A 23663-nucleotide genomic window follows, 5' to 3' on the forward strand; every position below is an offset into this window, starting at 1 on the left:
AAATTCAGATTTAAATAAAAAACCTAAGGAGCCAGTCCCTAGGTCATTGCTGAACAGTTTCATTATAATAACTTACTGAATACATAGCACCTTCATCAACCATTTTATTATCTTCAATATTATGCGGGTCCGGATGACCCAGTTTTTCCGTTGGCACTGAATCGTTTAAAAAGCGGTCAGGCAGCATGCCTTTCATTTTAACAGCAAGAGATTGAACTTTATTTCGATTGTTTTTGCTTGCTAATAATAAAATGCTTGTAATGCCAACACCGGCTAACAGATATGGATTTAATGGACGAGAATTCATGTTTATGCTCCTCCTCTAAAAAATTTGATTGGCTTTCTTGCTCTATATTTACCCGGCATAATCAATAGCAAACATTTAGTATTTTTAACATTGTTTCCAATACTAGAAATAATTACTCGTTCAAAATGGTTTTATCCATCACCTGAACAGGGAAAGATGTTCCTATAAAAAGGAATCGTTTTAGGAGGAGTCTGGGGATGGAAAAGGAATATAATGAAGATAATTGGACATGGCATCGTTATGATCATTTGGATGAAATAGACTTTAAGGAAGCTGGCGACTATAAAGATGCATTGCAGACATGGGCCAAAAACACTTCCGAGAACAAAACAAATGTAATGGAAATAAATACTTGTATAAGGAACAAGGAGTTTATCAGCGGCTCACTCATTTATCAGCAGACAACGAAAGAGCAGCATGAAAATAGTTTGTTCCACTATTTTCTGACAAGGGATTTTCTCCTTACTGTGGACTTTGATTCGACTGTCATTAAGTCCGATGAATCAATGCTTTTGAAAAAAATGGATTATACGAACAATGCCATTGATGGATTTTTTGTGATTTTAGGAGAAATTCTGAGTGATAATATTAAAAAGATTGATACGTATGAAGTGCGGCTAAATGACCTTTTATGGAAAATAAAAGATAAAAATAATATTAATCGGCTGGAAGAGATCTATGAGCTGCGCCATCAGATTCTCGTGTGGAAAAATATCATGATTCCAGTTAAGGAGATCAGGCTGGGTGTAGAAGAAACCTTTGGTGAAGGTGTTACAGAAGGAACTGAATTTAAAAGAACCTGCAAGCGAATAGAAAGAGGCTACACACTGGTTCGTGAGTTTCAGCAGGAAATTGATGACCTTGTGAATTTTGAAGAAATGGTTTCCATGCACCGGGGAAATGAAATCGTGAAGACACTCACAGTCATTACTACTTTAATGACACCGGTCGCAACCTGGGGAGCGCTCTGGGGCATGAACTTCAAAATTATGCCTGAACTTGAGTGGAAGTATGGGTATTTGATTTCGATACTGATCATCATTGCGTCTACGGCAGCTCTTTATTTCATGCTAGTGAAAAAAGGCTGGATGGGTGATATCCTGAGAGGAAAAAAGAAAAATTCATTCTTTAAATAAAGCAATGCCGCTAGATTGCGGCATTCTTTTCGTTAGGTTTCCGATTCTCGCTTCATATTTACTGCCGTTCAAATAACAGGAGTTTGGTTCAAATACATTAATTCCGTATATTCCCTCATCTAGGTAGCTTATAATTAGTCCTTCATTCAGGTAGATTTTCATCATCATCCCGAGTTAAAGACATCAGCTCATAGAGATTTTGATGGGTTAGACCAAATTGAATGTATCGAAAAAAAATGTTGAAAAGCTTCTGTCATTGGTATCTGCAGATTCTTTCAGCAAACTGTCGAGGACCTGGTCGAGCATTTGAAAATCGACTTTAACCATTTCGTAAAATAATTGAGCCTTATTTTTGAAATGATAATAGATGGCACCTTAGCTTGTACTGAAGGGTGTCCGTAATTTTTCTCATGGATGCTGCGGCATTTATTATTTTAATATCTAACCAAATTATTTTTATTAGCCATCAGCATTTGATATGCTTTATTAAAACAGGAGGGAACAACATGAATGAAACAAAAACATGCAGAGAATCTTTTACGGTAAAAACAAGCATTGTGCTTCCACCGGACACGAATACATATGGAACATTATTCGGCGGCAAGTTAATGGCTTATATTGATGATGTGGCAGCCATTGCGGCCATGAGGCATGGGAGAAGAAATGTCGTAACCGCATCTACAGACTCTGTTGACTTTCTTCATCCGGTATATGAAGGCAATTCAGTCTGCCTGGAGGCGTTTGTGACCTATACTGGCCGGACATCTATGGAGATTTTCGTAAAAGTAATTGCAGAAGACCTGCTGACAGGAGATCGAAATGTGTGTGCGATGTCCTTTTTGACAATGGTTGCGGTTGACGAGAATGGAAAGCCGGCTCCGGTGCCGTCCGTCGTGCCTGAGACAGACGAAGAAAAGAGTCTTTACGAAACAGCAAAAGAACGGGCGGAATTCCGCAAAAAGCGGAGAAAGGACAGTGAAGCCAGAGCAAAGACATATGGTACAAATCTGCCCTGGTGATTAACAAAGCATTTTTGGGGGAGGAGCACATGACACTGTGCTTCCCCTGTAAAAAAATCCCTCCTCATATTTTCCCACACGGAAAAATAATTGAACCTTTCTACACGCCTTTTTCTAGTAAAATAGATTTAACTTTCAGAATATTAACTCTAATTCCTTGATTATCCTTTTCCTTCCTTTTAAGTTAGAAGTGTAGAACCTAACTGAAGGAGGGAGATTATGAGAAAAGTTTTAAAGACTGGTATTCTCATGCTTCTAAGTATTTTACTGATTGCAGGTACCATGCCCCTAACCGGGCACGCAAAAAAACCAAAGCCTGATGATCGCTATGGCGGGTATAGCCAGGTTGACGTCGGCAGGGACGGAATGGTGGCCTCAGCTCATCCGCTTGCATCAAAAATTGGGGCAGATGTTTTGAAAAAGGGAGGTAATGCCATCGATGCGGCTGTCGCAGTCCAGTTTGCCCTCAATGTGGTGGAACCGATGATGTCCGGAATTGGCGGCGGTGGCTTCATGATGGTCTTTGATGGCAAGACGAAAGAAACCACCATTATTAACAGCCGAGAACGTGCCCCGGCCGGAGCTTCGCCGGATATGTTCCTGGATGAAAACGGGAAGCCTATTCCATTTGCGGAGCGATCAACTGGCGGTACGGCTGTCGGTGTGCCGGGCACATTGAAAGGGCTTGAAACGGCTCTTGAAAAGTGGGGAACACGCCCAATGCAGCAGCTGATCGGTCCTGCGGAAAAGCTGGCAGATAAAGGCTTTCCAATTGATTCTGTATTAGCCGATGCGATTGCCGATAATCAGGACAAGCTTGAAAGAACGGCTGCCGGAAAAGTGTTTTTGCCTAAGGGGAAACCTCTTAAAGAAGGGGACCGTTTAGTACAGAAAGATCTTGCCAAAACATTTAAAATGATTCGTTCTGGCGGAACAGATGCGTTTTATAACGGGAAAATAGCAGACGCTCTTGCAGGTGTGGTTCAGGAATACGGAGGATCAATGACACCTGAAGATCTGGCAAAGTATGAAGTAACCATTGATGAACCTATTTGGGGAGACTATAAGGGATATGAAATTGCGAGCATGCCGCCTCCAAGCTCTGGAGGAGTGTTTTTGCTGCAAATGCTGAAAATCCTGGATGATTTTAATCTATCACAATATGATTTAAAGTCTTGGGAGAAATATCATCTCCTTGCTGAGACGATGCATCTTGCTTATGCAGACCGCGCCGTTTATGCAGGGGATCCTGAGTTTGTCAACGTGCCGGTCAATGGCCTCCTTCACCCGGATTACATTAAAGAGCGCCAGAATCTGATCAGTCTGAATAAGGTAAATCCAAGCCCTGAAGCAGGCGATCCATGGAAATATGAGGACAGTGAAGCCAATTATGGAAAAGCTGAACAGCCGAATGACCGACAATATGGTGAGACTACCCACTTTTCCGTAACAGACAGGTGGGGAAATGTTGTTTCTTATACGACAACGATTGAACAGGTTTTCGGAACAGGAATCATGGTTCCAGGGTACGGTTTGATGCTGAATAATGAGCTGACAGATTTTGATGCCGTGCCAGGCGGGGCAAATGAAGTCCAGCCGAATAAGCGGCCTTTAAGCTCGATGACCCCGACGATTGTCTTTGAAGATGGAGAGCCTGTCCTGACAGTCGGTTCACCGGGAGGCGCAACAATCATTACATCAGTTCTGCAGACGATCCTTTATGCCATTGATTATGATATGGAGCTAAAGGCAGCGGTTGAAGAACCGAGAATCTATACAAATAACCTCAATTCCTACCGCTATGAAGAGGGGATTCCTTCAGAGATTATTAATAGACTTGACGGAATGGGGCATAAATTTGGTTCGAGTCCCACCACGATAGGAAATGTCCAAAGTATTTTGATTGACCGTGATAAAGGAATTTTCAAAGGTGTGGCAGATTCCAGCCGCAATGGTGCTGCTATTGGTGTTGATTTGAAAGGAAAAAGGAAATAGTTATGTGGGGATAGCACCTTGTTATTAAGGTGCTATTCTTTTGGAAAAAAAGTGAATATCGGTTCATTTTTGGCAGGGATTTATGCTCATCTGTTGAACTATAAGGATGAAGCTATTCCTAAAGGAGGAACAAGTGATGGCAGTCAAAGATGAATTATACCAGCTGGCAGATAAAATGAACGCTGACCCCGTACATATCAAGGATGAGAAAGATCGGGTATTTCAGGTGGACCTTGAGGAAAGCGGGCCAATCCAAATTCTATTAAAGGGAGGAAAAGTCATAGTAGAAGAGGGGGCTTCCCATGAACCTGAGGTGATTCTGAAACTGTCCGACAAAAACTTTTCAAAGCTTTTAAAAGATGACCTCAACACAACCATGGCATTTATGACAGGGAGTCTGAAAGTAGACGGGAAAATGGGGCTTGCCCTAAAGTTGCAGGAAATTGTAAAGAAATATCAATGAAAAGAAGGCAGCCCCTCAAACAGGAAGCTGCCTTTTTATTATATAAACAGTGCCATCAAGTCTTCATCATAGTACCTTCCATCAATCTTCAGTGCGTGCCTCTCCGTACCGTAAACCTCGAAGCCAAAAGATTCATAGAGTTTTTAGCAGGAAGATTTTCAGACATAACGGCCAGGTGGATTTGTTCCACCCCGTCCCATGAGCGGGCCTTTTCCAGAGCCTTGCTGACAAGGCTATTCCCGACACCATTCTTTCGGGCGCACTCTGTCACATACATCGCATAAATATTGGAGCGGTGCTTCACTTTTAGCCCGGTATCCCTTACTAAACTGACTACACCAATCAGCTTATCATTTTCGAACGCGCCGAAGTGAAAGGAGTTTTCTGCCATAAACCTTTCTCCATACACTTCAGGAGTGCGGCTGACTTCCTCCTCATAGCTTGAACCAAATGCTTCCGGATTCATTTTTAGTCCTTCCAATCTTAACTCTTTATATACCTCAGCATCATCGGGGCGCAGTAGCCTAATTTCCATCAGGGTCACTCCTTTATTTTTTCCTAATCCTTAGATTCTCTTTACAGTGACAATATCCTTTTTTTGCTGTGATAAGGGAAAAGGATAAAAGTACAGGAGGGATCGGGATGACACAGGATAACAACAAGGACTTAAAAGAAATTGTAAAAGGGCAGGATTCCCGGAAGCAGCAAGAACAGTCATTAAAAGATCAGGAGCTTGACCTGGATCAGCAAAACGATTGAAGGACCAGGTTGAGAGGGAGCTATGAAGAATAGCTCTCTTTAATTCAAGTGTGAATTGTAAGCAATGGTTCACGCATATTGAATATACATGTAAAAAGGGGGAAGAAGAATGGCAGTGCTGTTTGGTTTAATTATTGCGACTTTGATTTTCGCTTATTGCATTGACCGAAGAAGAAAGAAGATAAGTAATATAATGCAAAAAGGGATCAGTCCAAGTGAAAAACCGGGGGAGAGCTCGAATTATACTATGGGTAATAATCATTATACAGGAGGGGAACCATAGCAATAGAGTCTTGCGATATCAGCAAGGCTCTTCTTTTTTCCGGATCATGCTTTCTTAACCTGAAAATGGGAAAAGCTAAGGTTGCCTGGTTTCTAGAGGGCATCAAAAAGGGTATAAGGAAAACATACATATGAAACCTTTTTAGGAGAAGTGGCCTATGAAAAATAGAAGAGTGGAATCCTTATTTGTATTTATCCTGATAGCATCTGTGTATATGATATTTTTCACGGATGCCGCCTCACCCATTAAAATCGGTGCTGCCCTGCTATATGCAGCTGTCATATTTATCAGTGCTATTTCCTTGATGCTCGAGAATCGCAGCCCTAATCAGACCTTACTGTGGATGTATGTGCTGGTGTTTTTTCCCATTGCCGGTTATCTGTTTTACTTATTTTCAGGGCAATTATATTTGAAAGGACATTTATTTAAAAGCAAAAGAAGCCGGGACAAGGATGAATGGGAAAGGCTGATGAAAAAAGAAGACACTCCTGATATATCATTTCTGCAGGACAGTCAGCAATGCTTTGCAAAATTTGCCAATAATGTGGCCTTGACCCCGCTGAGCACCAATTCACGGGCGGAAATCCTTAAAAATGGCAACGAAACATTTAATGAAATCAAGAAAAAGCTGCGTGAAGCAGAAGAATTTATCCATATGGAATATTATATTTTCCGGTCTGACAGACTTGGCAAGGAAATCATCAATATCCTGATCGACAAAGCCAGACAAGGTGTGGAAGTGCTGTTTATTTTTGATGCGGCAGGCAGTATGGGAATGACATTGGAGGATCTGCAGTCAATGGAGGATGCTGGCATTAAGGTGAAGCCATTTTCTCCGCTGAAGTACGGTTTTTTTAATCAGAAATTCAACTTTAGAAATCATCGTAAAATTGTAGTAATAGATGGGAAAGTCGGCTTTGTGGGCGGGCTGAATGTGGGTGTTGAATACCTGGGCGAAAATGAAAAGATCGGCTTCTGGCGGGATACTCATATGCTCCTCAAGGGGGAGGCTGTGTACACACTGCATACAGTATTTCTGCTGGACTGGGAATATGTCAGCAAGGAAGAGGTGCTGGAGGAATACCGAAATGTTAAGTATCCGATTGATGATGATGTGCTTGATGGCGCAGTGCAGGTGGTGGCAAGCGGCCCCGACACACAGCAGGGAATTATGAGTGATATGTATTATTCAATGATTTCCTGCGCCACTACATCCATTTGGATTGCGACACCTTATTTTGTCCCAGACGAATCGATTCGTACAGCATTGAGGGTGGCGGCGGCTAAAGGAGTGGAAGTGCGCATCTTGGTCCCTGAGATCAATGACAGCTTCCTGACGCAATACGCAAGCAGGTCCTACTTTGCGGAGCTCCTGCGATATGGAGTCGAAATTTATTCCTACAAAAAAGGTTTTCTCCATCAGAAAATCATCATCGTGGACGGAATCCTCGCTTCCATCGGAACGGCGAACATGGATATGCGCAGTTTCCACTTGAACTTTGAAGTAAATGTCTTTTTATACGGCACAAGCTCCATCCGCGATCTTGTCGCCCATTATGAAGAGGACCTCGCGGAAAGTGTGAAATTAAGTCCTGTCCAATATTATAAACGTGGATTGGCGGAAAGGTCGAAGGAATCCTTCGCCCGGCTGTTCTCCGGGGTTTTGTGAAAAAGTGCCATTTATATGGCGCTTTTTTTTGTGGAGGGGTGCTGGTTTTTTATTTGCAAATAGAATAGGTGAATTTGCAAATAGAGATCGGAACCTGCAAATAGATGGGCAAATTTGCAAATAGTCCAGCCGAAATTGCAAATAGCTCGGCCAAACCTGCAAATAGATAGGTAAATACAAATAGTGTCCCAAAACTTGCAAATAGATGAGGAAACCTGCAAATAGCCCAGCCGAAATTGCAAATAGCTCGGCCAAACCTGCAAATAGCTAGGTAAATACAAATAGTGCCCCGGATCTTGCAAATAGATGAGGAAACCTGCAAATAGCCCAGCCGAAATTGCAAATAGCTCGGCCAGACCTGCAAATAGCTCGGCCAGACCTGCAAATAGATAGGTAAAATGCAAATAGTGCCCCAAAACTTGCAAATAGATGGGCAAATTTGCAAATAGCCCAGCCGAAATTGCAAATAGCTCGGCCAAACCTGCAAATAGATAGGTAAAATGCAAATAGTGCCCCGGAACCTGCAAATAGATGGGCAAATTTGCAAATAGCCCAGCCGAAATTACAAATATCCTAACTAAACCTGCAAATAGACCTATCCCCCTTACAATCACCCACCCATTTAAGTCTCCAGACCGAGGCATAATCATCCTCATTATTGGTCAAAAAAGGAAAAAACCATACTAAAATAAAGATCAGTACGGTATGATTAGAATAGTTTGAAAAGTTAGATAGAAGGAGGGTCACTATGCTTTCACAAACAGTTATTCAGGATGTTATTACGGCAGCCCTGGCCACTGGCGGGGATTTTGCTGAAGTATTTGTTGAGGATCGTTTCACCAATAACCTTGCGCTTCAGGGAGGGAAAATCGAAAGCAGCTTATCAGGCCGGGATTACGGGATCGGTATTCGCGTGTTTAAGGGGCTGCAGAGTGTGTATGCTTACACAACGGATGGGTCGAAGGAAGGTTTGTTGAAAGCTGCGGGCAATGCCGCCCAAGCGATCAGTGGAGAAAAAATCATCCAGCCCGCACAGCTGCAAAAGGAAATTATTCCGGCAGCACATCACATATCTCTGAATCCGCGTGAGGTGGAGAAGCTTCGTAAAGTAGATGTCATGAAAAAGGCATATGAAATTGCGAAGAACTATCACAGCAGCATCCAGCAGGTTACAGTCAGGTATTTTGATGAAGAACAGAATGTGCTGATTGCAAACTCCGAAGGGAAATTTGTTGAAGACCGACGGGTGCGAAGCCGTCTTGCCATTCAGTCGATTGCGGCAGAAGGGAATCAAATGCAGCCTGGATTCTATGGACCTGGAGCCCATAAAGGCTTTGAGTTTATGGAAAACATGAACCTGGAGCATTATGCGAATGAAGCATCCCGCATTGCCGTTACAATGCTTGGTGCAGACCCTTGTCCGAGCGGGAAGTTACCCGTCATCATTGATAATGAATTCGGCGGTGTTATTTTCCACGAAGCATGCGGACATGGTCTTGAAGCTACATCTGTAGCAAAGGAAAACTCTGTTTTTGCAAACCGGATCGGCGAAAAGGTGGCCTCGGATGTCGTTACATACATTGATGACGGCACGATTGCGAATGAGTGGGGATCGATTACGATCGATGATGAAGGTGAAAAGGCGCGTAAGAATGTCCTGATTGAAAATGGAATTTTAAAAGGTTACTTGATTGATAAATTCGGAGGCCGCAGAATGGGCATGGAGTCGACAGGATCGGGAAGACGGCAGTCGTACCGGTTTGCACCAACTTCGAGGATGACCAATACGTATATTGCAAACGGCAAGTCCACTCCGGAAGAAATCGTCTCAAATACTGAGTACGGAATATATACCAAATACATGGGCGGCGGCCAGGTCAATACCACAACGGGTGATTACAACTTTGCCGTCATGGAAGCGTATCTCGTAAAAAACGGAAAAATCGGCAAGCCGTTAAAGGGTGCTACTTTAATAGGAAATGGCCCGAAAACGCTCCAGCTGGTTGATATGGTGGGAAATAACCTGGACCATGGTGCTGGCATGTGCGGGTCACAGAGCGGAAGCATCCCTGTCAATGTTGGCCAGCCGATGATCCGCGTAAGCGAAATGACTGTTGGCGGAACAAAGGGGGGCGAATAAATATGAACCTGCAAGAATTTAAGGAAAAGCTATTTCAGCTTGGCGGGCAGAATGGTTTTACAGATATGGAGCTTTATTATGAGAGAGAGGAAAAGTTCGCCTGTGAGCTTTTTAAAGGGGAAATCGATTCCTACGACACTTCCGAAGTGTTCGGAACCTCCTTCCGAGGCCTTTACGAAGGTAAGATGGGCTATGCTTTTACGGAGAAGCTGGATGAGGAATCCCTGTCTTTTCTGATCGAGAATGCGAAGGAAAACTCTCAATTCATTGAGAATGAAGTACAGGAAGAAATCTTTGCCGGCAGTGAAAAGTATGAGGCTGGAAACTACTATTCAAGCAGTCTTGCGGGAGTTACGATAGCTGAAAAAATAAATTTGCTTAAGGAAATAGAAAAGCACATCTATGCCTATGATGAGCGGGTAACCGGGACCGATTATTTTATGCTGCGCAGCGTTGAAACGGAGAGAGTTCTTCTCAACAGCAAAGGCCTGAATCTCAGCGAAAAGAATAATCATACCGGCATTTATGTATCAGTCATCGTAAAGCAGGGAGATCAGGTGAAAAATGGGGAGTACTCTAAGTTTACTAGAGACTTTTCTATCTTGAATCCGGAGGAAATTGCCAGGCATGCAGTAGAAGAAGCATTATCACAGCTGAATGCCAGGAGCGCTGAAAGCAAAAACTACCCTGTGCTCTTGAGAAACGATGCAGCCGGCGCCCTGCTGCAGACATACATCCCGGTTTTCTCAGCGGAAAACACCCAGAAAGGGCAATCGGCTCTAAAGGGGAAAACAGGTGAAAGTATTGCTGTGGCGTCATTGAATATAGTAGATGATCCATTTTTAGAAGAAGGTCTGCTCAGCTCTAATTTTGACAGTGAAGGGGTTGCTACTGCCAGGAAAGATATTGTGAAAGATGGCAGGCTTATTACCTTGATGCATAACCGCAAAACAGCACAAAAAGATGGTGTGGAATCTACTGGCAATGCCTATAAAGCTTCTTATAAGGGTGCTTTGACGGTAGCTCCAACGAATCTTTACGTCAATCCAACCGATCAGAGCTATGATGAGCTGGTGTCTTCGCTCTCAGAGGGCATCATCATAACCGAATTATCCGGCCTCCATTCCGGTGCCAATACCGTATCAGGTGATTTTTCCATTGCGGCTAACGGCTATTATGTCAAAGATGGAAAGGTGCAAAATGCCGTAAATCAAATGACGATTGCCGGAAACTTCTATGAACTGTTAAATAATATTGAAGCCATCGGTTCAGACCTGGAATTTTCGTTGGGCTTTATGGCCACAGGCTATATTGGTTCGCCATCTCTATTAATCAGGGAGCTGGCTGTTACAGTTGAATAATTTAACGGGATGGCACACTACTTCTTAGGTGGTGTGCTTTCTTCATTTTATGAGATGCAAGATAAACTTTAAAATTTGCTAGATAGATCTTAAGAGGTGTTAGATAAAAATTAAAGATGTGTTAGATATATCTAAAGGGTTGCAAGATATATTAATAAATTTGGCAGATATAAATAATAAGCTCAAAAATCAGCAGGGAATATAAAGGATTTTCTTTTCGGAAAATAGAAATTCTGCTGATAAACAAAAATAGGAGGCAAATAGATGAAAATCCTAGAAACCAGCCGTCTGATTCTGCGTAGTCTTACTCTTGATGATGCACCCAGGGTAGAAGAATACGCAAGCGATTATGATGTGGCTAAAACGACATTAAATATTCCCCATCCCTATCCTGAAGGAGGAGCAAGGGAGTTTATTACAGGCATCCTTGAAACAGAGAGAAACGGTAAGATTGCGATTTTCGCCATTACGAGAAAAGAGGATAACGGCTTAATAGGACTTATCAATATTACAGGCGCTAATCCAAATAGAAGGGCGGAAATTGGCTACTGGATCGGCAAGCCTTACTGGGGAAAAGGGTATGGGACAGAGGCTTGCAGGGCAGTTGTTAAGTACGGATTTGAAGAGCTGAACCATAACCGGATTTATGCTCTTGCCTTTACGGACAATCCCGGATCATGGAGGATTATGGAGAAGTCGGGAATGAAGCATGAAGGGGTTTTGCGCCAGCATGCTGTAAGAGACGGCAGGCAGATTGACCTGACTTATTATGCCATTTTACGTGAGGAATACACGGGTTAAGGGAGCCGACATTTGAATCCCTATCCGCAATATGTTTCAATGGAGGCAAATCCTTTTTAATCATGGAGGTTCACGTGCGGATCATTGCTTCCCAGCCTTTTATTACAGTCAGCAGGAAGATTGACTGGAATCAGCAGCAATACATTGAACAGGAACTTTTTCTTCACTTATTTGAGGATCATATCCTGTCGCCATCAGAAAAGTTTCTCCTTGATGAAGTTTGGGATATGTCATACAGAAATTCCAGCTGTGAATTTGGTTTCCTCTATCTTCATACCAATCGGGGTGTGTTTTCTTTTCAAGTAAAATCAGAGCCGAGTCACTTTATAAATCTATATAGAGATCTTAAAAAGTAAAAGCCGGAATTGTCATTAACAACAATTCCGGCTGTGTTTTTATGCCTGCTCTGTCATGCGTACAAGCATATGTGCTAGCTTATGTCTTTCTTCATCATCTCCGACTTTCCATAATTCCTTCAGCAGCTGTTCTTCACGGTTTTTTGGCTCCACATTTTCAGCGAGGTAGCCAGCCACTTTTTCCGCTGTAACTGCAAGCTGTTCCTCATTTAAGCCAAGCTTTTTGCCAAGCTCAATTCGTTCAGCCAGATAGCTCTTAAATTCATCGAAGCTGCTTAAAATATCTTCTGCCCGTTCATTGGACATTTTGTCCATTGCGTTTTTAATATTTTTTGAATCCAGTTCACCATCTTGTTTGATTACATGTTCTTGTTCATTCATTTTGATAGACCTCCAAAGGATTGTTTTCTTATTAAATATCCTTTTTGAAGGAGAATTAAACTCTTTTAGATTTCACTGGATGGTGTTTCCTGAACAGCTTTCAGTTTTCTGAATTTCACTTTTGACATAATTACGCCAATTTCATATAGCCCGATAAGAGGAACGAGAACCAGAATCTGTGAAAATAAATCAGGTGGTGTAATGAGCGCTGATACAACGGCCATGATCAAATAAGCGTATTTTCGCATTGAACTGAGCATAATTGGGGTGACGACACCAATCGTTGTCAGAAACAATAACAGCAAGGGCACCTCAAACAAAAAACCAAATGGAATGGTCGACATCAGGAGAAACGAAAAATACTCCCTGGCGGTGATCATCATCGCAAAATGTGATTCCCCCAATAGCATTAAAAACTGATAAATGGCAGGGAAGATAATGAAAAATCCGAAGCCAAGCCCGCCGATAAAGCTGAACAGAATCGCCGGAAAAAACATCAAGGATACTCTGCTTTCTTTTTCCGTTAATGCAGGCTTCACAAACAGCCAAATCTGATAGGAAATGAAAGGAAGCGAGAGCCCAAGGCTGATACTTCCGGCAATTCCTGTGTACAGCTTAATGACATCCAGCGGTCCAAGCATAACCAGCTCATGATCGTTTGCGAGCATAGGGATCAGCCGGTTGATGAAAAACAGACATAAGGCAAAGCTGACAATAAAGAAAATCAGAGATCGAATCAGCACTTTTCTTAAATCTGTTAAATGCTCTACAAGGGTTTGTTCGTCCGTTTTCATTCTAAACCCTCCTGTTAAAGCGGTTTATCCTTCCCGTCAGCCGTTTCAATTGAACGAGTTTTTGGATCAGGTTCATCGTCATCGCTCATAATATCTCTGGCTGATTTTTTGAATTCTGATAAGGTCCTGCCAAACGCAGACCCGATCTCAGGAAGCTTTTTAGGACCAAAGATAATTAAGGTGATAACCAGGATGATAATCAATCCGGGTATTCCGATATTTGAAAGCCCCATGATGTTCACTCCTTATTTAAAATTTTCTTATGCAAGCAGTCCGCCTTCTTTGCTGTATTTGATGATTCCTTCAGCAGCGCGGTAGGCGAGCGCTCCAACGGTTCCTGTCGGATTATAGCCTCCGTTGTGAGGGAAGGCCGATGCGCCGACGACAAATACATTTTCTGCATCCCACATCTGCAGATAGTTGTTTACTGCTGATGTTTCAGGCTCAGCTCCCATGATGACTCCGCCTGTATTATGTGTGGTCTGATAAGGAACGATATCATAATGCTCCAGCTGCTGCCGATCGTTAATTTTTGACGGCCCCATTTCCTTCATAATCTGGTCTGTAATTTTCCCAATATAGTTATAAAGGTTCTTATCCTGTTCCGTGAAATCATATGTCAGACGAAGCAGGGGAAGTCCGTAAGCATCTTTATATGAAGGGTCAAGATCCATGTAATTGTGCTGTACAGGCATGGAGGCTCCCTGTGTGCCGATGCTTAAAGCCCTGGTGAAATATTTAATGGAATTTTCCTTGAATTTGCTGCCCCATTTCGGTGTGTCAGTAGGAACCATATTATATTGAATCGGACGGTATCCTGACTGGTTGAGAGAGATGGAGCCGCCATGGATGAATCCAAGATCGGAGTGATCAAAATTGTCTCCATTGTAATCATCCACAGTTGCTCCAAGAGCCCCGGCACCCATGAAGGTATTAAACTGCTCTTCATCAAAAAAGCCTGCTGAACCTGGAAGGATCTGATAACAATAGTTCTTCCCGATTACCCCTGAACCTGTATCAGGATTGTATGGGCGCCCCAGTTTGCTTGTCAGCAAGAGGCGAGTATTATTCATGACATAGCTGGTCAGAATAACCATTTCAGCCGGCTGAATGAATTCTTCTTTTGTCTGGACATCCACATAGCGCACACCGGTTGCTTTTTTGCCATCGTGAATGATTTCCGTTACATTCGCAAAGTTTCGGATATCCACATTTCCAGTTTCTTTTGCGAATGGTATAACGGCTACAGTTGGATCAGCCTTTGCACCATATTCACAGCCAAAGCGTTCGCAAAACGCACAATACTGACATGCAGCCAGTTTGGCTCCATATTGGTTTTCATAAGCCTCGCTCATATTTCCGGATGGCATATGGTATGGCTTCATACCCAATGATTTGGCGGCTTTTTTAAATCTGGCCGTTATAGGTGTTTCCTTCATTGGAGGATTTGGATATGGATCTGCCCGTTTTGGCCCCAGCTCACCTTCCTCACCGCCAATGCCTGCAGCCTTTTCGAATTCATAGAAATAAGGCTCCATTTCTTCGTATGTAATGCCCCAATCCTGAACTTGGAGGCCCTTAATCTTGGATTCGCCATACTTTTTAACTGTCTGTGATTTTATTTCAAAGTCATAGGGTAAAAAGCGGAAGGTATGTCCATTCCAGTGAACGCCGGATCCCCCTAAGCCTTCACCAAGCAAAAAGGATCCAAGCTGGCGCATCGGAAGGGCTCTTTCCTTTCCATGGTTACGGAACGTGATCGTTTCTTTAGAAAGATCCTGCATTAATTCATAGCGGATTCCATAGCGAAGTTCATCATGGATAACATAATAATCCTTAACGCCGCGCTCTTTTCCCCGCTCCAGACCGACTACTTTTAATCCCTGTTTTCCTAATTCAGCCGCAATGATTCCGCCGGCCCACCCGACTCCTACAACGACTGCATCCGTTTTTGGCAATGTTTTCGCCATGTTTATCACTTCCTTAAAAATACTATTTCGTATATGAATGGAGACTGTTCGGTTTAATTTTCTCGAATTTTTCAGACTCAATTTGATTGATATAGCTCATTTGATGGCCAGGGAAGTCTTTCATTTTCCAGCCCTCCATATTTTTGTTTCCGGCATAAGCAGGATCTGCATAGACACCTTCAATGGTGGCGGCCCGGAGAATATTAAAGAAAGTTCTTGAAGTAACGCCCCGGAGTTTTACTTTGTCCTCTTCAAAGGCTGTAAGAATTTCATCCTGCTGTTCGCCCTCCAGTTCAGCAAATGGCTTATTGAACTTTTCATTACTGTAGGTCTGCAGGGCAGCAAGTCCGACATCAAATACTTCATGCCGTTTTAAAGGGGACTGGTAGCCCTGAAAGTTCGACCCAGGAAAGAACGGACCTTGCATATATTCCCTTGTATTGTTTCCCCATGAGCCCGCAAGCTGATGGTCGATAAAAAATGGAACATCCAAATCATTGGCACCGGGGCCATTTTCATCCTTTGGATAAATTCTCTCAACGGCTGCCTGCAGGATTCCGAATGTCTCGGGATTTGTGAAATATAAAGGCGACTGCTGATAGGCAACCTGATCATGCCCGTTTGTATGGGCATTCTCTTCCGTTGCTGTACCGTCTTTATTCATGTTTGCACCAATTAAGCCGCCAAGAATACCGCCTCCTACTAAACCGCCGGCAACTAACCCGGAATTACGGATGAATCTTCTCCGGGACATGGTTGATTCTTGTTTTTGTTCTTGTTCAGACATTTTATATAGAAACCTCCTTTTATTTGCCATTATGGAGAAAAATATACTTGTCTAAACAGTTTGATAGGATTATTTTTTTGAATAAAAAAAGAAGGGAGGAGAAAAGGGGGGTTTTTATGACATTAAAAAAGATGCAAACCGATTGGTCTGCACCTTTTTTAAGTCCGAAAGACGGACAACCTGGAGATTACGATTTGCATTGGGCCGAACCGATTTTAAATATATCGGTTATAGACGAGAGTGCCTTTCGAACGCTCTGCAAATCCTCCCTGGTTTCTTGCAATGCCAATGACGAACCCTGAAGTCGCTGTTACGCTTTTCATCGCCAACCAGTCCCTTCCGTTTTGTTATTGGCCTTGCATTATTTGTTTACCCCGTGTGCTGGTCTTAAAACCTGCTTGTTAAAAAAAGGCACTTTTCGTATAAATTATTGTTTTTCACTTATAAATTTTGCCCGTTGATTTCCACTCCAGGATGCTCGCTTTCCGCGGGGCGGGCGCTGAGCCTCCTCGACGCTACGCGTCTGCGGGGTCTCACCTGTCCCGCTACCCCCGCTGGAGAACTCGCACCTTCCGCTACAATCAACTCAGTAAATATAATTCAAATAGCAGCAAACTTTGTGAAAACAGTCCTAAAAAATTGGAGTTTCTATCTTTAATGGATAAAATGGAAGAAAGGAAGTGAAGCCGCAATGAAAACGAAAAAAGAAATCCGTGAGTTCATTTGGAACTTTCTTGAGGAGAACAAGCTTGGCCGCTTTCCGTTTCCTTTAAAAAATAGAATTCCTAATTTTAAAGGAGCTGAAAAAGCGGCCGCATTTGTTTTTGCTATGCCTGAATATCAAGAGGCTAAGGTAATTAAGGTGAATCCTGACTCACCACAGCTACCGGTCCGCACACAAGTTTTGAAAGATGGAAAAACATTGCTGGTTCCAACTCCCCGGCTTAAAGCAGGATTTATTATGGTAAAGCCGGAATGGGTGCCGCCAGGGGAAGAGCGGAAGGCAGCCAGCCTAAAGCATATTCACTCCTACGGAAAAGAAGTTCCCCTTACAGAATTGCCGAAAATTGATTTGTTTTTTGCTGGATCAGTGGGTCTTCACCTGGATGGACGGCGGGTCGGAAAAGGGGAGGGCTATGCTGACCGGGAGTATGCGATCATCAGAGAACTGGGAAATCCTGAAATACCTGTGATTGGAACGGTTAACAGCGCCCAGGTGACAGAGGAAGATATTCCGAGGGATCCATATGATCTGACTGTAGACTGGATTGCCACTGAAAAAGAGCTTATTAAAACCAATTCGCCATATCCAAAACCAAACGGGATTCAATGGGATCTTGTAAGTGAGAAGGAAATGGAAGAGATGCCGGTTTTGCGTGAAATATGGGAGATTACAAAAGGAAAGGCAGCCAAGTAATGGACTGCCTTTTAAGCTCTCACTTCACTCATCATCTTAAGAACATCATTAATCTTTGCGTGGTCTTCAGGGGATTCATCAATATGGTTCCATAACATTTTTCCCTGAGGAGAAAAAAGCCATGTCCCGCCTTGAATGTAGACATCCTGAGTTTTCATAGACTTCATGACAAACTTTTTCTGCTTTTCATCCTTAGGAATAAAGCCGCCGACTTTTCCTGTAATAAATCCTAATGCAGCTTTTGAAAGAAGCTTCCACTTTGGCATGGTTTTATGTCCCATTCCTCTATAGGCGTCCCGGGAAGGATCGCCGAGGATCGGAAAAGGAAACGGACCGAATTGCTCAAGGAATTGTTTAATAAATGTCCCTTTTGAAGGAGCAATGACAATGACTTGAAAACCTCTTCCTTCTACTTCATTTATGTGCTCACGCAACTGCGCAAGGTATTCCCGGCAGACCGGTCAGCCAAGATGGCGGACGAAAACAGCCATTGTGTATTTTCCATTAATAGCCTGTTCAAGTGTAATATTGTTATCAGAATTTTGGGTTTCTAAAATATATTTCATTCGTATCCCGCCTTTCGGATTTGCTTCTGATCATACCTAATTCTCTCGGAGGTATAAAGAATTCCGGCTTGACTATAAAAAAAACAGGAGTATTCACTCCTGTTTAGTCCCGGCTCCCCAATATCCCAAATATGCGGAGGATATTAATGAACAGGTTGATAAAAACAAGATATAGGTTAAGAGCCATCAATGGAACTTCTTCCGGTGACACTCCATACTGCTTCATGCGGTTGAAGTCAAATAGCACATATCCGCTGAATACAAGGACTCCGATGAAGGAGAACGCGAGCATCGCGTTAGAGCTTAACGGCCAGATAAGGCTGAAAATTCCGATCGCAATAAGAGCGAACAATGCCGCCATCAGCATGCCGCCAAGGAAAGATAAGTCCCGCTTCGTTGTCGAAGCATATACGGCTAAGCCAGTAAATACAACCGTGGTCGTCGCAAGGGCTGTTAAAACAGGGTTAGGTCCAATAGCAGCCAGGTAATGGGCAACAATCGGGTAGGTCGTCATCCCTGAAATAAATGTAAATACATAAAGGAATGTATACCCTATAGCTTTTTTGCGCCGGAGCAGGAAAGCGAAAAGCAGCATGCCAATTTCAAGAATCATGAGCGGCAAATACAGGGCTGGAGGAATGAAAACTCCCGCCATCGTTCCGGCGAAAGCAATCCCTAACGATAAGGCAAATGCCCGTAAAACAGAAGGTAAATAACTGTTATTTGCGGTATGCTGTATATACATTTTTCATTTCTCCTCTAACATCATATATATATATATATATATATATGTATATACGGTAGAGCTATTATTTAAGTTTCATTCATTATTTATTTTTTAAGAGGTCCCTTATTTCAGTTAAAAGCTCAACATTTGGATCCACTTCCGGTTCAAGTGCTTCTTCTTCTTTCTTTTTGAAACGGTTGTTGATAATCCTGATAAAGACGAAAATGGAGAATGCCACGATGAAGAAATCCACTACATTCTGTATGAATAAACCATATTTTACTTGTGCTCCGCCGACTTTAACCATCAGATCGGTAAAGTCAACTCCACCCATCAGCAATCCGACAAGCGGCATAATAATATCATCAACAAGGGAAGATACAATCTTTCCGAAGGCAGCTCCGATTACAACCCCAACCGCCAAATCCAGGACATTTCCCTTTAGGGCGAATTTTTTAAACTCATTCCACATAACAAGTCACCTTTCTTTGAAAAATTACCGTTATTATACTATGAAGAATGTATGAAAGCCAGATAGGGAAGGACCTATTGACAGAAATCAGCTTTTTCTCTATAGTAACTATGACAATTATATTTCTATTATTCCCGTGTGAGCGGGAGAGGTTCATAGCTTCACCCTCTATAAAAAACTATGGCTTTGATTATAATAATCAACCATATCCATGAGAGGATATGGTTTTATTTTTCAGGCTGTACTTTTCGGACCTCTCTTTAGGATCGGCGGGATCAAATAAAGGGAGGCTATTTTTATGTCAGGAAGAAAAGATGAGGAATTGACGGATATTACATTATTGGGGAATCAGGGTACTAAGTATCTTTTTGAATATGCTCCTGAGATTTTGGAGGCTTTTGATAATAAGCATCCAAACCGTGATTATTTTGTAAAGTTTAATTGCCCTGAGTTTACGAGTCTTTGCCCGAAAACAGGCCAGCCGGATTTTGCGACTATCTATATCAGCTATATTCCGGATCAAAAGATGGTAGAGAGCAAGTCTTTGAAGCTATATCTTTTCAGCTTCAGAAATCACGGCGATTTCCATGAGGACTGCATGAATACTATTATGAACGATCTTATCGAATTAATGGATCCCCGCTATATTGAGGTTTGGGGGAAATTTACACCACGTGGCGGAATCTCCATCGATCCGTATTGCAACTATGGAAAGCCGGGGACGAAATATGAAAAAATGGCAGATTACCGCCTGATGAACCATGACCTATATCCGGAGACAATTGACAACCGCTAAAACCTTAGCTTGTTTAAAGTGTAATTTTAAAATAATATCAAAAAAGCAGAGCAATCTGCTTTTTTTGTTGCAGAGACTCATGTAATTTCAAGAATTCCTTCAATTATGCCATACTATAAAAAAAAGCTCTGATGGGGGACATAATGAAGAAAAGCATACATAAAAAGGATCCTCGCTTTAAGATTGCAGAGAAAGAAGCGTGGATTGGCATTGGCCTTGTATTATTTAATTTTATTTGGTGGTATGGTTTTGCCTATGGGCTGGGGTCAGCGCCTGCCGATGAATATACATTCATCATGGGGCTGCCGGCCTGGTTTTTCTGGAGCTGTGTAGCCGGTTTTGTCGTAATGGTGATGCTGGTATCGGCAGCTGTAAAATTCCTGTTTAAGGAAGTTCCATTCGAAGAAAACGGGGAAGGGGGAGAATCCGAATGAACTGGCAGGTTATTACCCCTCTTCTTTTCTTTTTAGTCATTATTTTTCTGGTGGGTTTATGGTCCAGCAGAAGGATTGATACGAGCAGTTCGTTTTTGCAGGATTATTTTCTTGGGGGAAGGCAACTGGGCGGTTTTATCCTGGCCATGACCATGATTGCAACTTACGGCAGTGCCAGCAGTTTCATTGGGGGTCCCGGTGTTGCATACACCCAGGGACTTGGCTGGGTATTGCTAGCCATGTCACAGGTTGTTACTGGTTATTTCGTCCTCATGGTTCTTGGGAAAAAGTTTGCAATTACTGCAAGAAAGTATAATGCTGTAACACTCATTGATTTTCTGAAAGAAAGATATAACAGCAAATGGGTTGTCTGTCTATCCGCTCTCAGCATCATAATTTTCCTGTTTTCCGCCATGGCTGCACAGTGGGTTGGTGGGGCACGATTAATTGAATCACTGACAGGATTAAGCTATATATCGGCTTTATTTATTTTCGCGGTTTCTGTCATGGTCTACGTAGTGATCGGCGGCTTCCGGGCTGTTGCTGTAACGGATGCTGTCCAGGGCGGGATTATGTTCATAGGCACCATGATCCTGCTTGTTGCTGTTATTGTGGCAGGTGGAGGAATACCGAATATAATCAGCGATCTGTCTTCAGAAAACCCGAAACTGATTACCCCGTTTGGCTTTGATGGCGGATTGACCCCTTTATATGTTTCCTCATTCTGGATTCTGGTTGGAGTGGGGGTCGTAGGTCTACCTCAGGTTGCAGTAAGAGCCATGTCTTATAAAAATGCCAGAGCCATGCATAGGGCCATTATCATCGGAACAATAGTGGTCGGATTTATCATGCTTGGCATGCACTTAATTGGCGTGTTTGCCCGCCCGATTCTTCCCGGAATTGAAGTGGGGGATAAAGTGATGCCGATGATTGCCATGGAAGTCCTTCCGCCATGGCTTGCGGGAATTGTGCTGGCTGCACCTATGGCTGCCATCATGTCCACCGTGGATTCCCTGCTCCTTCTGGTCAGCTCGGCGATTGTTAAAGATGTGTATATTAATTACATTAAACCTGATGCTGAAGAAAGTACGGTTAAGAAAATGAGTTTTGCCGTCACTGCCCTGTTGGGGATTCTGGTATGCATCATGGCACTCAGTCCGCCCGATTTGCTGATCTGGCTAAATCTCTTTTCTTTTGGAGGACTGGAAGCAGCATTTATATGGCCTGTTGTGCTGGGTCTTTATTGGGCGAAGGGAAATAAATATGGTGCCGTGGCCTCCATGATAACCGGAACGGCTTCCTATATTTTATTCCACACTTTTTATCCCAATGCTTTAGGCATGAATACAGTCGTATTGCCTATTGCTTTGTCACTGGCCGCATATATAGCTGTAAGTCTATTTACCGAAAAAACAGCATCTGCAGCAGCAGAGATTTAATCAAGAGGCTCCGGAGAGGTATTCCGGGGTCTTTTGTATTAACGGGCAAAGTGCCTATAAATTAAGCTCTCACCTCTATAATCAAACTTTGATTGAAGCAGGAGAAGAGTCATATATTAAGGATAAGGGAGGAAATAAGGGTTTTTGTAAAAAAATGAGCATATTGATAGGTTTGTAGAAACCATCCCTATTTGTTACACTTAATTAATTGAAACGTAATTGTAACATTTGACTTTAGATGGAAATGTTTTTTAACATTAGGGAGAATATAATGAAAAAATTTATAAATATGATCATGATTGCCGTGCTGTCATCCGTTATAACAGGCTGTTCAAGTGAAATAAATGCATCTTTAAATACAGAAGAAATAAAGCTTAAAAAAGAAGATAAAGTGGAAGCTGAAGATAATATATCCGTACAAGAAGATAAAAAAGATACCGTTTGGCTTGAACGCAAGTCACTATTCCAGATTGACGCAACAGACGGGATTATGAAGTATACAGTTTACCTTTTTTCGGAAGACGAAAGAAGAGCCATTCTGGAAGAGGACAGCGCAAAAGGAAAGAAAGGCGATTCCTATTTTACAGGACATTATTCAGTATACCTGGCTTTGAAAGGGTCAAAAGAGGCTTATAAACAAGAAGCTCTAATAGACAGTTCTGAAATGTCATTTAACCCTTCAAAGGAACAGGTTTACACTCAGAAAATGAGGAACAAAACCATCATCTCGATTTTTCAGTCCAAGGGGGAAAATTTAGTCAAGGGTCAGCTGCTGGCGATTAAAGATGGAGCAGTTCAAAGAATCAGCACAGAAAAAGACATGACCACTACCTCCAAAGCGAAAATAAAAACCATTAATCAAAAGTATCTTCAAACTGCCCAAAAAAAGAGTGATGGATGGGTTATTTCGACATGGCTTTTTAATGAGGAAGCCCATTCAATGAGCCTGCACGACCAAATTGAGCTTTCAGAAGAAAATCATTCTGATATCGACTGGATGAACTTGTGGCTGAAAAAGGAAGCCCTTTACTATCCTTTTAAAAACCTGGCACTCAGTGGGGATGCAATTGAGAAAGCAAAACAGGGAATTCCCCTCGGAAGTCCATTTCCGATTGGCACAAACATATCTGAAATTAAAAAGTCAGACCCAAACTTTGTTGAAGAGGGGTTTGAAGGCGGCAGTCCTTTTGTGATGTATCCAGAAATCACCTATTATTATGAACGGGAATCAGGGAACGTAACAGCTATTTCCATTCCTGGACAGCGGGTGAGAACATCAATGGACGAGATTACTGCTATGTTTGGCACTCCCGCGGATGTTAGGGAAGTGAAGCTGTCAGGTGAAACTATCTCCACCTACATGGCAGATAAATATTCCATCCTTATGATTTCTGATTTAGAAGGAAACGTTAGTAAAATCGTATTAAAGAAAATAAAAAATCATGCGGGTAAATAACCGCATGATTTCAGACTGTCGACAAACTCGATGAAAATCGTACTTGTCGGGAGTCTTTTTTGATTTAAAATAGAAGTAATACAATGCTTGAGGTGATTAATATGCTTTCTAAACATAATCCAATTCAACGGGATC

The 23663-nt window shown here is 42.4% G+C and carries 26 protein-coding genes, 1 pseudogene and 1 riboswitch; of the genes and pseudogenes, 15 read left to right on the plus strand and 12 right to left on the minus strand.

Translation table 11 applies throughout. The features are described from left to right. Nucleotides 1-43: 43 nt before the first annotated feature. On the minus strand, nt 44-307 hold the full coding sequence (locus M3205_RS14925) for a hypothetical protein (RefSeq protein ID WP_251170645.1): 264 nt from the start codon (nt 305-307) through the stop codon (nt 44-46). 197 nt (nt 308-504) lie between these two features. On the opposite strand from M3205_RS14925, the gene M3205_RS14930 reads away from it, so the two are divergent. Further along, nucleotides 505-1443 (plus strand): magnesium transporter CorA family protein, encoded by a 939-nt coding sequence (locus M3205_RS14930; RefSeq protein ID WP_251170646.1) that lies wholly within the window; start codon nt 505-507, stop codon nt 1441-1443. Here the strand turns inward: M3205_RS14930 and M3205_RS14935 are convergent. Beyond that, nucleotides 1429-1611, minus strand: coding sequence for a hypothetical protein (locus M3205_RS14935; RefSeq protein ID WP_251170647.1), 183 nt, complete (start codon nt 1609-1611; stop codon nt 1429-1431). The two genes, M3205_RS14930 and M3205_RS14935, sit on opposite strands and share 15 nt — an antisense overlap. 338 nt (nt 1612-1949) lie before the next feature. Here M3205_RS14935 and M3205_RS14940 point away from each other — a divergent pair, with 338 nt between their 5' ends. The 3 genes from M3205_RS14940 to M3205_RS14950 all read left to right on the plus strand — a co-directional run bounded on the left by M3205_RS14940 (nt 1950) and on the right by M3205_RS14950 (nt 4920). Continuing rightward, nucleotides 1950-2462, plus strand: a complete 513-nt coding sequence (locus M3205_RS14940; RefSeq protein ID WP_251170648.1) for an acyl-CoA thioesterase — start codon at nt 1950-1952, stop codon at nt 2460-2462. Between the two features lie 219 nt (nt 2463-2681). Next, the gene (gene ggt / locus M3205_RS14945; protein WP_251170649.1) at nt 2682-4457 is read left to right on the plus strand and encodes a gamma-glutamyltransferase; all 1776 of its coding nucleotides are present in this window, start codon (nt 2682-2684) and stop codon (nt 4455-4457) included. Nucleotides 4458-4593: 136 nt separating this feature from the next. Continuing rightward, nucleotides 4594-4920, plus strand: coding sequence for an SCP2 sterol-binding domain-containing protein (locus M3205_RS14950; RefSeq protein ID WP_251170650.1), 327 nt, complete (start codon nt 4594-4596; stop codon nt 4918-4920). An 88-nt stretch (nt 4921-5008) separates the two neighbouring features. On the opposite strand, the gene M3205_RS14955 is transcribed toward M3205_RS14950, so the two are convergent. Continuing rightward, nucleotides 5009-5455, minus strand: coding sequence for a GNAT family N-acetyltransferase (locus M3205_RS14955; RefSeq protein WP_251170651.1), 447 nt, complete (start codon nt 5453-5455; stop codon nt 5009-5011). Between the two features lie 333 nt (nt 5456-5788). Between M3205_RS14955 and M3205_RS14960 the strand changes: the two genes are divergently transcribed. Then, complete coding sequence (locus M3205_RS14960; protein ID WP_251170652.1) at nt 5789-5962, plus strand: hypothetical protein; 174 nt, start codon at nt 5789-5791, stop codon at nt 5960-5962. A 157-nt stretch (nt 5963-6119) separates the two neighbouring features. After that, the gene (gene cls, locus M3205_RS14965) at nt 6120-7631 is read left to right on the plus strand and encodes a cardiolipin synthase (protein WP_251170653.1); all 1512 of its coding nucleotides are present in this window, start codon (nt 6120-6122) and stop codon (nt 7629-7631) included. Nucleotides 7632-7642: 11 nt separating this feature from the next. Here cls and M3205_RS14970 read toward each other — a convergent pair whose 3' ends face one another. Next, nucleotides 7643-8245, minus strand: a complete 603-nt coding sequence (locus M3205_RS14970) for a hypothetical protein (protein ID WP_251170654.1) — start codon at nt 8243-8245, stop codon at nt 7643-7645. A gap of 134 nt (nt 8246-8379) precedes the next feature. Between M3205_RS14970 and M3205_RS14975 the strand changes: the two genes are divergently transcribed. From M3205_RS14975 to M3205_RS14990, 4 genes are all read left to right on the plus strand, one after another. Continuing rightward, nucleotides 8380-9771 carry a TldD/PmbA family protein gene (locus tag M3205_RS14975; RefSeq protein ID WP_251170655.1) on the plus strand — a complete coding sequence of 464 codons (1392 nt, stop codon included), beginning with the start codon at nt 8380-8382 and terminating at the stop codon, nt 9769-9771. A gap of 2 nt (nt 9772-9773) precedes the next feature. Continuing rightward, complete coding sequence (locus M3205_RS14980; RefSeq protein WP_251170656.1) at nt 9774-11132, plus strand: TldD/PmbA family protein; 1359 nt, start codon at nt 9774-9776, stop codon at nt 11130-11132. 264 nt (nt 11133-11396) lie between these two features. Continuing rightward, nucleotides 11397-11933 (plus strand): GNAT family N-acetyltransferase, encoded by a 537-nt coding sequence (locus M3205_RS14985; RefSeq protein ID WP_251170657.1) that lies wholly within the window; start codon nt 11397-11399, stop codon nt 11931-11933. 62 nt (nt 11934-11995) lie between these two features. Further along, on the plus strand, nt 11996-12289 hold the full coding sequence (locus M3205_RS14990; protein WP_251170658.1) for a hypothetical protein: 294 nt from the start codon (nt 11996-11998) through the stop codon (nt 12287-12289). A 39-nt stretch (nt 12290-12328) separates the two neighbouring features. Here the strand turns inward: M3205_RS14990 and M3205_RS14995 are convergent, their stop codons facing one another. The 5 genes from M3205_RS14995 to M3205_RS15015 all read right to left on the minus strand — a co-directional run bounded on the left by M3205_RS14995 (nt 12329) and on the right by M3205_RS15015 (nt 16221). Beyond that, nucleotides 12329-12670, minus strand: coding sequence for a DUF3243 domain-containing protein (locus M3205_RS14995; RefSeq protein WP_251170659.1), 342 nt, complete (start codon nt 12668-12670; stop codon nt 12329-12331). A gap of 65 nt (nt 12671-12735) precedes the next feature. Continuing rightward, the gene (gene tatC, locus M3205_RS15000) at nt 12736-13464 is read right to left on the minus strand and encodes a twin-arginine translocase subunit TatC (protein WP_251170660.1); all 729 of its coding nucleotides are present in this window, start codon (nt 13462-13464) and stop codon (nt 12736-12738) included. 14 nt (nt 13465-13478) lie between these two features. Beyond that, a complete protein-coding gene (gene tatA / locus M3205_RS15005) occupies nt 13479-13697 on the minus strand; it encodes a twin-arginine translocase TatA/TatE family subunit (protein WP_251170661.1) in 219 nt (72 codons plus the stop codon). Nucleotides 13698-13724: 27 nt separating this feature from the next. After that, nucleotides 13725-15434, minus strand: a complete 1710-nt coding sequence (locus M3205_RS15010) for a GMC family oxidoreductase (protein ID WP_251170662.1) — start codon at nt 15432-15434, stop codon at nt 13725-13727. A 22-nt stretch (nt 15435-15456) separates the two neighbouring features. Continuing rightward, nucleotides 15457-16221: a gluconate 2-dehydrogenase subunit 3 family protein gene (locus M3205_RS15015; RefSeq protein ID WP_251170663.1), complete on the minus strand. Its 765-nt coding sequence runs from the start codon at nt 16219-16221 to the stop codon at nt 15457-15459. A gap of 691 nt (nt 16222-16912) precedes the next feature. Here M3205_RS15015 and M3205_RS15020 point away from each other — a divergent pair. Beyond that, a complete protein-coding gene (locus M3205_RS15020; RefSeq protein WP_251170664.1) occupies nt 16913-17638 on the plus strand; it encodes a 5-formyltetrahydrofolate cyclo-ligase in 726 nt (241 codons plus the stop codon). An 11-nt stretch (nt 17639-17649) separates the two neighbouring features. On the opposite strand, the pseudogene M3205_RS15025 reads toward M3205_RS15020, so the two are convergent. The 3 genes and pseudogenes from M3205_RS15025 to mscL all read right to left on the minus strand — a co-directional run. Beyond that, nucleotides 17650-18087: pseudogene (locus tag M3205_RS15025) on the minus strand (AhpC/TSA family protein); the annotation flags it as partial. 220 nt (nt 18088-18307) lie between these two features. Then, nucleotides 18308-18949, minus strand: a complete 642-nt coding sequence (locus M3205_RS15030; RefSeq protein ID WP_251170666.1) for a Bax inhibitor-1/YccA family protein — start codon at nt 18947-18949, stop codon at nt 18308-18310. A gap of 82 nt (nt 18950-19031) precedes the next feature. After that, nucleotides 19032-19403, minus strand: coding sequence for a large conductance mechanosensitive channel protein MscL (gene mscL, locus M3205_RS15035; RefSeq protein ID WP_251170667.1), 372 nt, complete (start codon nt 19401-19403; stop codon nt 19032-19034). A 142-nt stretch (nt 19404-19545) separates the two neighbouring features. Further along, a riboswitch (PreQ1 riboswitch) is annotated at nt 19546-19591 on the plus strand. Between the two features lie 110 nt (nt 19592-19701). Here mscL and queF point away from each other — a divergent pair. The 4 genes from queF to M3205_RS15055 all read left to right on the plus strand — a co-directional run bounded on the left by queF (nt 19702) and on the right by M3205_RS15055 (nt 23528). Then, complete coding sequence (queF, locus tag M3205_RS15040; RefSeq protein ID WP_251170668.1) at nt 19702-20199, plus strand: preQ(1) synthase; 498 nt, start codon at nt 19702-19704, stop codon at nt 20197-20199. Between the two features lie 143 nt (nt 20200-20342). Then, the gene (locus M3205_RS15045; RefSeq protein WP_251170669.1) at nt 20343-20633 is read left to right on the plus strand and encodes a YhdT family protein; all 291 of its coding nucleotides are present in this window, start codon (nt 20343-20345) and stop codon (nt 20631-20633) included. After that, the gene (panF, locus tag M3205_RS15050; RefSeq protein WP_251170670.1) at nt 20630-22072 is read left to right on the plus strand and encodes a sodium/pantothenate symporter; all 1443 of its coding nucleotides are present in this window, start codon (nt 20630-20632) and stop codon (nt 22070-22072) included. Before M3205_RS15045 ends, panF begins: the two co-directional genes overlap by 4 nt. Before the next feature lie 271 nt (nt 22073-22343). Continuing rightward, nucleotides 22344-23528: a hypothetical protein gene (locus M3205_RS15055; protein ID WP_251170671.1), complete on the plus strand. Its 1185-nt coding sequence runs from the start codon at nt 22344-22346 to the stop codon at nt 23526-23528. Nucleotides 23529-23663: the final 135 nt, after the last annotated feature.

It is taken from the genome of Cytobacillus firmus (assembly GCF_023715565.1).
GTDB classification, from domain to species: Bacteria; Bacillota; Bacilli; order Bacillales; family Cytobacillaceae; genus Cytobacillus; species Cytobacillus firmus_C.

Excerpts from the sequence above, each read along its gene's own strand:
- M3205_RS14960 (WP_251170652.1), top strand. The coding sequence starts at position 5,789 with ATGGCAGTGCTGTTTGGTTTAATTATTGCGACTTTGATTTTCGCTTAT.
- M3205_RS14925 (WP_251170645.1), bottom strand. The coding sequence starts at position 307 with ATGAATTCTCGTCCATTAAATCCATATCTGTTAGCCGGTGTTGGCATT.
- M3205_RS14995 (WP_251170659.1), bottom strand. The coding sequence starts at position 12,670 with ATGAATGAACAAGAACATGTAATCAAACAAGATGGTGAACTGGATTCA.
- mscL (WP_251170667.1), bottom strand. The coding sequence starts at position 19,403 with ATGTGGAATGAGTTTAAAAAATTCGCCCTAAAGGGAAATGTCCTGGAT.
- M3205_RS15045 (WP_251170669.1), top strand. The coding sequence starts at position 20,343 with ATGAAGAAAAGCATACATAAAAAGGATCCTCGCTTTAAGATTGCAGAG.
- M3205_RS14990 (WP_251170658.1), top strand. The coding sequence starts at position 11,996 with ATGGAGGTTCACGTGCGGATCATTGCTTCCCAGCCTTTTATTACAGTC.
- ggt (WP_251170649.1), top strand. The coding sequence starts at position 2,682 with ATGAGAAAAGTTTTAAAGACTGGTATTCTCATGCTTCTAAGTATTTTA.
- tatA (WP_251170661.1), bottom strand. The coding sequence starts at position 13,697 with ATGGGGCTTTCAAATATCGGAATACCCGGATTGATTATCATCCTGGTT.
- M3205_RS15010 (WP_251170662.1), bottom strand. The coding sequence starts at position 15,434 with ATGGCGAAAACATTGCCAAAAACGGATGCAGTCGTTGTAGGAGTCGGG.
- M3205_RS14955 (WP_251170651.1), bottom strand. The coding sequence starts at position 5,455 with ATGGAAATTAGGCTACTGCGCCCCGATGATGCTGAGGTATATAAAGAG.
- M3205_RS15030 (WP_251170666.1), bottom strand. The coding sequence starts at position 18,949 with ATGTATATACAGCATACCGCAAATAACAGTTATTTACCTTCTGTTTTA.
- queF (WP_251170668.1), top strand. The coding sequence starts at position 19,702 with ATGTCAGGAAGAAAAGATGAGGAATTGACGGATATTACATTATTGGGG.
- cls (WP_251170653.1), top strand. The coding sequence starts at position 6,120 with ATGAAAAATAGAAGAGTGGAATCCTTATTTGTATTTATCCTGATAGCA.
- M3205_RS14930 (WP_251170646.1), top strand. The coding sequence starts at position 505 with ATGGAAAAGGAATATAATGAAGATAATTGGACATGGCATCGTTATGAT.
- M3205_RS14985 (WP_251170657.1), top strand. The coding sequence starts at position 11,397 with ATGAAAATCCTAGAAACCAGCCGTCTGATTCTGCGTAGTCTTACTCTT.
- M3205_RS14975 (WP_251170655.1), top strand. The coding sequence starts at position 8,380 with ATGCTTTCACAAACAGTTATTCAGGATGTTATTACGGCAGCCCTGGCC.
- M3205_RS15055 (WP_251170671.1), top strand. The coding sequence starts at position 22,344 with ATGAAAAAATTTATAAATATGATCATGATTGCCGTGCTGTCATCCGTT.
- panF (WP_251170670.1), top strand. The coding sequence starts at position 20,630 with ATGAACTGGCAGGTTATTACCCCTCTTCTTTTCTTTTTAGTCATTATT.
- M3205_RS14935 (WP_251170647.1), bottom strand. The coding sequence starts at position 1,611 with ATGATGATGAAAATCTACCTGAATGAAGGACTAATTATAAGCTACCTA.
- M3205_RS14940 (WP_251170648.1), top strand. The coding sequence starts at position 1,950 with ATGAATGAAACAAAAACATGCAGAGAATCTTTTACGGTAAAAACAAGC.
- M3205_RS15015 (WP_251170663.1), bottom strand. The coding sequence starts at position 16,221 with ATGTCTGAACAAGAACAAAAACAAGAATCAACCATGTCCCGGAGAAGA.
- tatC (WP_251170660.1), bottom strand. The coding sequence starts at position 13,464 with ATGAAAACGGACGAACAAACCCTTGTAGAGCATTTAACAGATTTAAGA.
- M3205_RS14980 (WP_251170656.1), top strand. The coding sequence starts at position 9,774 with ATGAACCTGCAAGAATTTAAGGAAAAGCTATTTCAGCTTGGCGGGCAG.
- M3205_RS15020 (WP_251170664.1), top strand. The coding sequence starts at position 16,913 with ATGAAAACGAAAAAAGAAATCCGTGAGTTCATTTGGAACTTTCTTGAG.
- M3205_RS14950 (WP_251170650.1), top strand. The coding sequence starts at position 4,594 with ATGGCAGTCAAAGATGAATTATACCAGCTGGCAGATAAAATGAACGCT.